At 55.1% G+C, this 6,309-nt stretch carries 4 protein-coding genes and 1 rRNA gene; all 5 read right to left on the reverse strand.

All coding sequences use genetic code 11. The annotated features are described in order from the left end of the window. Positions 1-95: 95 nt before the first annotated feature. Entirely contained in the window at positions 96-1,835 is a 1,740-nt protein-coding gene (gene aceK, locus ACOTZC_RS20745; RefSeq protein WP_045402577.1) for a bifunctional isocitrate dehydrogenase kinase/phosphatase, read from the reverse strand. A 51-nt stretch (positions 1,836-1,886) separates the two neighbouring features. Beyond that, positions 1,887-3,191 carry an isocitrate lyase gene (gene aceA / locus ACOTZC_RS20750; RefSeq protein ID WP_023309986.1) on the reverse strand — a complete coding sequence of 435 codons (1,305 nt, stop codon included), beginning with the start codon at positions 3,189-3,191 and terminating at the stop codon, positions 1,887-1,889. A 31-nt stretch (positions 3,192-3,222) separates the two neighbouring features. Continuing rightward, the gene (gene aceB, locus ACOTZC_RS20755; protein ID WP_023309985.1) at positions 3,223-4,824 is read right to left on the reverse strand and encodes a malate synthase A; all 1,602 of its coding nucleotides are present in this window, start codon (positions 4,822-4,824) and stop codon (positions 3,223-3,225) included. Positions 4,825-5,094: 270 nt separating this feature from the next. After that, positions 5,095-6,024, reverse strand: a complete 930-nt coding sequence (gene metA, locus ACOTZC_RS20760; protein WP_126304253.1) for a homoserine O-acetyltransferase MetA — start codon at positions 6,022-6,024, stop codon at positions 5,095-5,097. Between the two features lie 179 nt (positions 6,025-6,203). Beyond that, a 5S ribosomal RNA gene (gene rrf, locus ACOTZC_RS20765) occupies positions 6,204-6,309 on the reverse strand; the annotation flags it as partial.

Below are 6,309 nucleotides of genomic sequence, written 5' to 3' on the forward strand. Positions count from 1 at the left end.
TGTGGCCTGATGCCCTCACCCCGGCCCTCTCCCACAGGGAGAGGGAGAAAACATGATGCCCTCACCCTGCGAGAGAGGGTGCAAACATGATGTCCTCATCCTGCGAGAGAAGGTGCAAACCTAATGCAAAACCTCTGCTTGCGGCGGTAAGCGTACACATCTTCGACATGCCCATTTTTGATCCGCGTTTGCAGCCCGCGCCAGTAGCTGGCGCGGAACAGATCCTCATGCATTTCTTCGAATAGCGGCCCGATGCGCGGGTCGGCGCACAGCCAGTGGCGAAACTCCTCCGGAAACACATCGCCCGGCGAGACGCTGTACCACGGCTCACCTGAAAGCTCATCTTCCGGGTAGCGGGGCTGTGGTATATCGCGGAAATTCACTTCGGTCATGTAGCAAATTTCGTCGTAATCGTAAAACACCACGCGCCCGTGACGGGTGACGCCGAAGTTTTTAAACAGCATGTCGCCCGGAAAAATATTGGCGGCGGCAAGCTGGCGAATCGCGTTGCCGTATTCTTCAATGGCATCCCGCAGCGCCTGGCCTTCGGACTGCTCAAGCCAGATATTCAGCGGCACCATGCGGCGCTCAATGTAGAGATGGCTAATCACGATTTTGTCACCCAGATCGGTGATTTTCGCAGGTGCTTCCTGCATTAACAGCGTCATGAGCGCTGGGTCAATCTGCTGTTTATCCAGCACAAAGTTTTCGAATTCCTGAGTATCCGCCATGCGCCCGACGCGATCGTGCTCTTTGACCAGCTGATAGCAGGCGCGAACGTGCGCGGCGGTCATCTCTTTCTGCGGCGCGAATCTGTCTTTAATCACCTTAAAGACCCGGTCGAAACCCGGCAGCGTAAAGACCAGCATCACCATGCCGCGAATGCCTGGCGCTTCGATAAACTGCTCATCGGCCGTGGTGACATAGCGCAGGTACTCCCGGTAACTTTCCGTTTTGGCGTGCTTCTGGCAGCCAATGGCCATATACAGCTCGGCGGTGGTTTTGCCCGGCAGGATCTCTCGCAGCCACTCCACCAGCGCGGCAGGCAGCGGGGCGTACACCATGAAATAGGAGCGGGCGAAGCCAAACACGATGCTGGCCTCGGCGCCGGTGGTCAGGCAGGTATCGACAAACAGTTCCCCGTCGTCGGTACGGTGAATGGGCAGCAGAAAAGGCACAATGGCGGTCGGCGTAACCAGTTTGCCGACCAGCCAGGCGGCTTTATTGCGGTAGAAAAGCTCGTTGGCCACCTGCAAATGGCTATGGCTAAGCACCTCCGCGCCGAAGGTTTCGTTGAGATGCGCGTGGATATAACCGATATCCCGGGCTTTATTCTCCCAGGGCAGGCGCAGCGGCAGATCCGTTAGCACGCGGTGCAGGAGCTTTTCCCATCCGCGATCGGGAAAGAAATCTTTCGCCAGCGGACGGGGAATGGTTCGAAAGCGTCGCTCGGGCTGGGAGCTGAAGATAAATAACCGCTCAGGAGATAGTGAGCGGTGGTCAAATAACCGGCAATAGACGGAGTTGAAAAAGCTCTCCGCAATCTCGAAGCGCGGGTAATCGGGTAACAGATGGGTGTAGTGCTCCTTCACGCGCAGTAAAAATTCCGCGTCCGGGCTTTTACCGTCGGTAATACAGCGCAGCTGCTCCACCACCAGACCCACGTGGTGGTCATAGAGATGGATACGCTGCTTCATGGCCTGCTGAACCGCATGCCAGTCTGCATGTTCGAAGCGCTGCTGCGCGCCGGATGTCACTTCAAGAAAACGACCATACTGGGCATCGAAGCCCTGCAAAATAGTTTGGGCAATCAGCAATTCCAGGCCACGCGACATATATTCCCCCTCACCCCAACCCTCTCCCCGAGAGGGGAGAGGGGGAAAAGTTTAGAACTGTGCTTCTTCCGTTGAACCCGTTAAGGCAGTGACGGAGGAGGTGCCGCCCTGAATAATCGTGGTCACATTGTCAAAGTAGCCGGTCCCCACCTCCTGCTGGTGAGACACGAAGGTGTAACCGTCTTTGCCCGCCGCAAACTCCGGCTGCTGCACCTTCTCAACGTAGTGCTTCATGCCCTCACCCTGCGCATAGGCGTGCGCCAGGTCGAACATGTTGAACCACATGCTGTGGATACCTGCCAGGGTAATGAACTGGTATTTGTAGCCCATGTCGGACAGCTGCTGCTGGAAGCTGGCGATGGTTTTGTCATCCAGCTTTTTCTGCCAGTTGAAGGACGGCGAGCAGTTGTAGGCCAGCAGCTTGCCCGGGTATTTCGCGTGGATGGCGTCGGCAAAGCGTTTTGCCAGCGCCAGATCCGGCGTGGAGGTTTCACACCAGACCAGGTCCGCGTAAGGCGCATACGCCAGGCCGCGGCTGATCGCCTGTTCAATGCCGGCATGGGTGCGGTAGAAGCCTTCGCTGGTACGCTCGCCGGTGATGAATTCGCTGTCGTACGGGTCGCAGTCAGAGGTGATCAGGTCTGCCGCGTCCGCATCGGTGCGGGCAATCACCAGCGTCGGCACGCCGAGCACGTCAGCAGCCAGACGCGCGGCAACCAGCTTCTGTACGGCTTCCTGTGTAGGAACCAGCACCTTACCGCCCATGTGTCCGCATTTCTTCACTGATGCCAGCTGATCTTCGAAGTGAACGGCCGCTGCACCGGCCTCAATCATCGATTTCATCAGCTCGAAGGCGTTCAGCACGCCGCCGAAGCCTGCTTCCGCATCCGCGACGATCGGCAGAAAGTAGTCAGTAAAGCGCGGATCGCCAGGTTCGATACCGGCAGCCCACTGGATCTGATCCGCACGGCGGAAGGTGTTGTTGATCCGATCCACCACCGACGGCACGGAGTTAGCCGGATAGAGCGACTGATCCGGGTACATGCTGGACGCCAGGTTGGCATCCGCCGCGACCTGCCAGCCGGAAAGATAGATAGCTTCAATACCGGCCTTCGCCTGCTGCAGCGCCTGACCGCCGGTCAGCGCGCCGAGGCTGTTGATGTAGCCCTTTTTAGAGCCACCGTGCAGCAGCTTCCACATTTTCGCCGCACCGTTCTGTGCCAGCGTGCATTCCGGATTGACCGAGCCGCGTAATTTCACCACTTCCTCCGCGCTGTAAGGACGGCGGATGCCTTCCCAGCGAGGTTGTGTCCACTCTTTCTTTAACTCTTCGATTTGTTGGGTACGGGTTTTCATGTGCAGATGCTCCATATTGTTATGTGGTGAGTTACGCCAGGAAGCGGTAGCCCGGCAGGGTCAGGAAGTCGATTAAGTCATCTGATGTGGTGATTTGCTCCATCAGGCGCGCAGCGTCGTCAAAACGTCCGCTGCTGAAGCGGTGTTCGCCCAGCTCGTCCTGGATCACCCGCATCTCTTCGGCCAGCATCTGGCGGAACAGAGATTTGGTCACCGGCTTGCCGTTGCTGAGCGTTTTTTGATGGTGGATCCACTGCCAGATGGAGGTACGTGAGATCTCCGCCGTCGCGGCATCTTCCATCAGGCCGTAGATAGGTACGCAGCCGTTGCCGGAGATCCACGCTTCGATGTACTGGACCGCGACGCGGATATTGGCACGCATGCCCTCTTCCGTACGCTCGCCCGCGCACGGTGCCAGCAGCTGTTCTTCAGCCGTTGGGGCATCGTCTTCACGCGTGACGAACAGCTGATTTTTATTGTCGCCGAGAACGCGGTTGAAGACCTCCATCGCCGTATCGGCCAGGCCGGGATGGGCAATCCACGTGCCGTCGTGACCGTTACGGGCTTCAAGCTCTTTATCGGCTTTCACCTTGTTGAGCACCTGATTGTTCCGCTCTGCGTCTTTGCTCGGGATAAAAGCCGCCATGCCGCCCATCGCAAAGGCGCCGCGCTTGTGGCAGGTTTTGATCAGCAGACGCGAGTAGGCGCTCAGGAACGGTTTATCCATGGTCACGACCTGGCGATCCGGCAGTACGCGATCGGGATAGTTTTTCAGAGTTTTGATGTAGCTGAAAATATAGTCCCAGCGTCCGCAGTTCAGGCCGACAATATGGTCGCGCAGGGCGTGCAGAATTTCATTCATCTGGAACACGGCAGGCAGTGTTTCAATCAGCAGCGTGGCTTTGATGGTGCCGCGCGGCAGGTTGAAACGATCTTCCGCGTAGCTGAACACTTCGCTCCACCAGGCCGCTTCCTGCCAGGCCTGCGTTTTTGGCAGATAGAAATAAGGGCCGCTGCCTTTTGCCAGCAGATTCTTGTAGTTGTGAAAGAAATAGAGCGCGAAATCAAACAGGCTGCCCGGAATGGCTTCCCCACGCCAGGTGACATGTTTTTCAGGCAGATGCAGGCCGCGTACGCGACAGATCAGCACCGCCGGGTTCGGTTTGAGCTGGTAAATTTTGCCGGCTTCGTTGGTATAGCTGATGGTGCCGTTCACGGCGTCGCGCAGGTTGATCTGCCCCTCGATGACCTTACGCCAGTCAGGCGCCAGTGAGTCTTCAAAATCGGCCATAAAGACTTTAACGTTGGCGTTCATGGCGTTGATCACCATTTTGCGCTCTACCGGACCGGTGATCTCAACGCGACGATCCTGTAAATCTTCAGGGATGCCGCGGATTTTCCACTCACCGCGACGAATGGAAGCGGTTTCCGAAATGAAGCCAGGCAACTTGCCATCGTCAATTTCCTGCTGCTGATGAATGCGTGCCGCCAGCAGCTTATTACGCTGCGGCGTAAAGCGAGTCACCAGTTCAGTCAGAAATTCTACCGCTTCCGCCGTCAAAACCTGCTGTTCCTGTTCGCCATACGGCTGGGTAAAGGCCAGTTCATCGACCGTCGTTGCCTGTTGAGTCATTACTCTGCTCCTCATCAAAGATCCAAAATCACGCCCCCGATGCGAACGAAAGATCGTTGGGTAGTTTTCGCTCAGCAGAATTAAGACTATCTATATTTCTTATAAAATCAAAAACAATTTCCATTTTAATTGTTAATTGCAATTAATTGTCTGATTTTATTGGAATTAAAGTTTTATTGAATGGTGAGCGACATTTCGAAAATAAAAAAGGCACCCGAAGGTGCCTGATTTGAATAGCTGAAACGCTTTAGGATCGTCTAGTGCAGAAGATTACTCCAGCGTCGGATTCATGTGACGCAGATCGTATGGCGTTATCTGGTAGACGTAATAGTTGAGCCAGTTAGTGAAAAGCAAATTCCCGTGGCTGCGCCAGGTTGCTCTCGGTTTGTTTTGCGGGTCGTCTTTCGGGAAATAGTTGTACGGTACATCCGGATTTAGACCCGCTTCGACATCACGGAAATACTCTGACGCAAGGGTATGCGGATCGTACTCAGGATGCCCGGTCACAAAAGCAATGCGTTTATCCTTGCTGGCAAACAGATAAGCATCTCCATCTTCCGTTTCGGCCAGGATCTCCAGATCGGTGTAATCACGAATCAGCTGGGCAGGGAAATCGGCGTAGCGAGAATGCGGGGCCAGGAAGGAGTCATCGAAACCGCGCGTCAGCAACGCGTGCGGTTGAAGAATGTGATGTTCGTATACGCCGGAGAGCTTTTCAGTACGGGTTTGCTTGGGGATGCCATAAAGAATATTCAGCGCGGCTTGTACCGCCCAACAGACAAACAATGTGGAGGTAACGTGATCTTTTGCCCACTCCAGAACCTGTTTGATCTGCGGCCAGTAAGCGACATCGTTAAATTCCACCAGACCGAGCGGCGCGCCGGTCACGATCAGTCCGTCGAAGTTTTCCCCCTGAATATCATCGAAGTTACAGTAGAAGTTGTTCAGATGCTCAGAAGGCGTGTTACGTGACTCACGGGCATCGATTCGCAGCAGCTGAATATCAACCTGCAGAGGGGAGTTCGACAGAAGACGCAGGAACTGGTTTTCTGTTTCGATCTTTTTTGGCATCAGATTGAGAATAAGCACCTTCAGCGGGCGAATTTCCTGACCTGTCGCACGCGAAGCCGTCATAACGAAGACGTTTTCTCCACGCAAGAAATTGACGGCTGGTAGCTCGTCCTGCACCCGAATCGGCATAACTTTATATCCTCACAGCATACGTATAAACGTTTAGACATCCAGACAGCTAACGATACCCAGAAATAGTTTGAATGTCGAGTCTGCAAGCAGAAGGTGAGAAAGTTTCAAGGAGGGGAAGAGGGAAAAACAAAAGCAAAAAACCCCGTACCTTTCGGTACGGGGTTCTTCTAATTGTTGCCTGGCAGTTCCCTACTCTCACATGGGGAGACCCCACACTACCATCGGCGCTACGGCGTTTCACTTCTGAGTTCGGCATGGGGTCAGGTGGGACCACCGCGCTAA

Origin of the sequence: Enterobacter cloacae complex sp. SHL009 (assembly GCF_049237205.1) — a bacterium.
GTDB classification, from domain to species: domain Bacteria; phylum Pseudomonadota; class Gammaproteobacteria; order Enterobacterales; family Enterobacteriaceae; genus Enterobacter; species Enterobacter cloacae_M.

What these genes read in the sequence shown, in the direction of transcription:
- metA (WP_126304253.1), bottom strand. Translation starts at nt 6,024, where the DNA reads ATGCCGATTCGGGTGCAGGACGAGCTACCAGCCGTCAATTTCTTGCGT.
- aceB (WP_023309985.1), bottom strand. Translation starts at nt 4,824, where the DNA reads ATGACTCAACAGGCAACGACGGTCGATGAACTGGCCTTTACCCAGCCG.
- aceA (WP_023309986.1), bottom strand. Translation starts at nt 3,191, where the DNA reads ATGAAAACCCGTACCCAACAAATCGAAGAGTTAAAGAAAGAGTGGACA.
- aceK (WP_045402577.1), bottom strand. Translation starts at nt 1,835, where the DNA reads ATGTCGCGTGGCCTGGAATTGCTGATTGCCCAAACTATTTTGCAGGGC.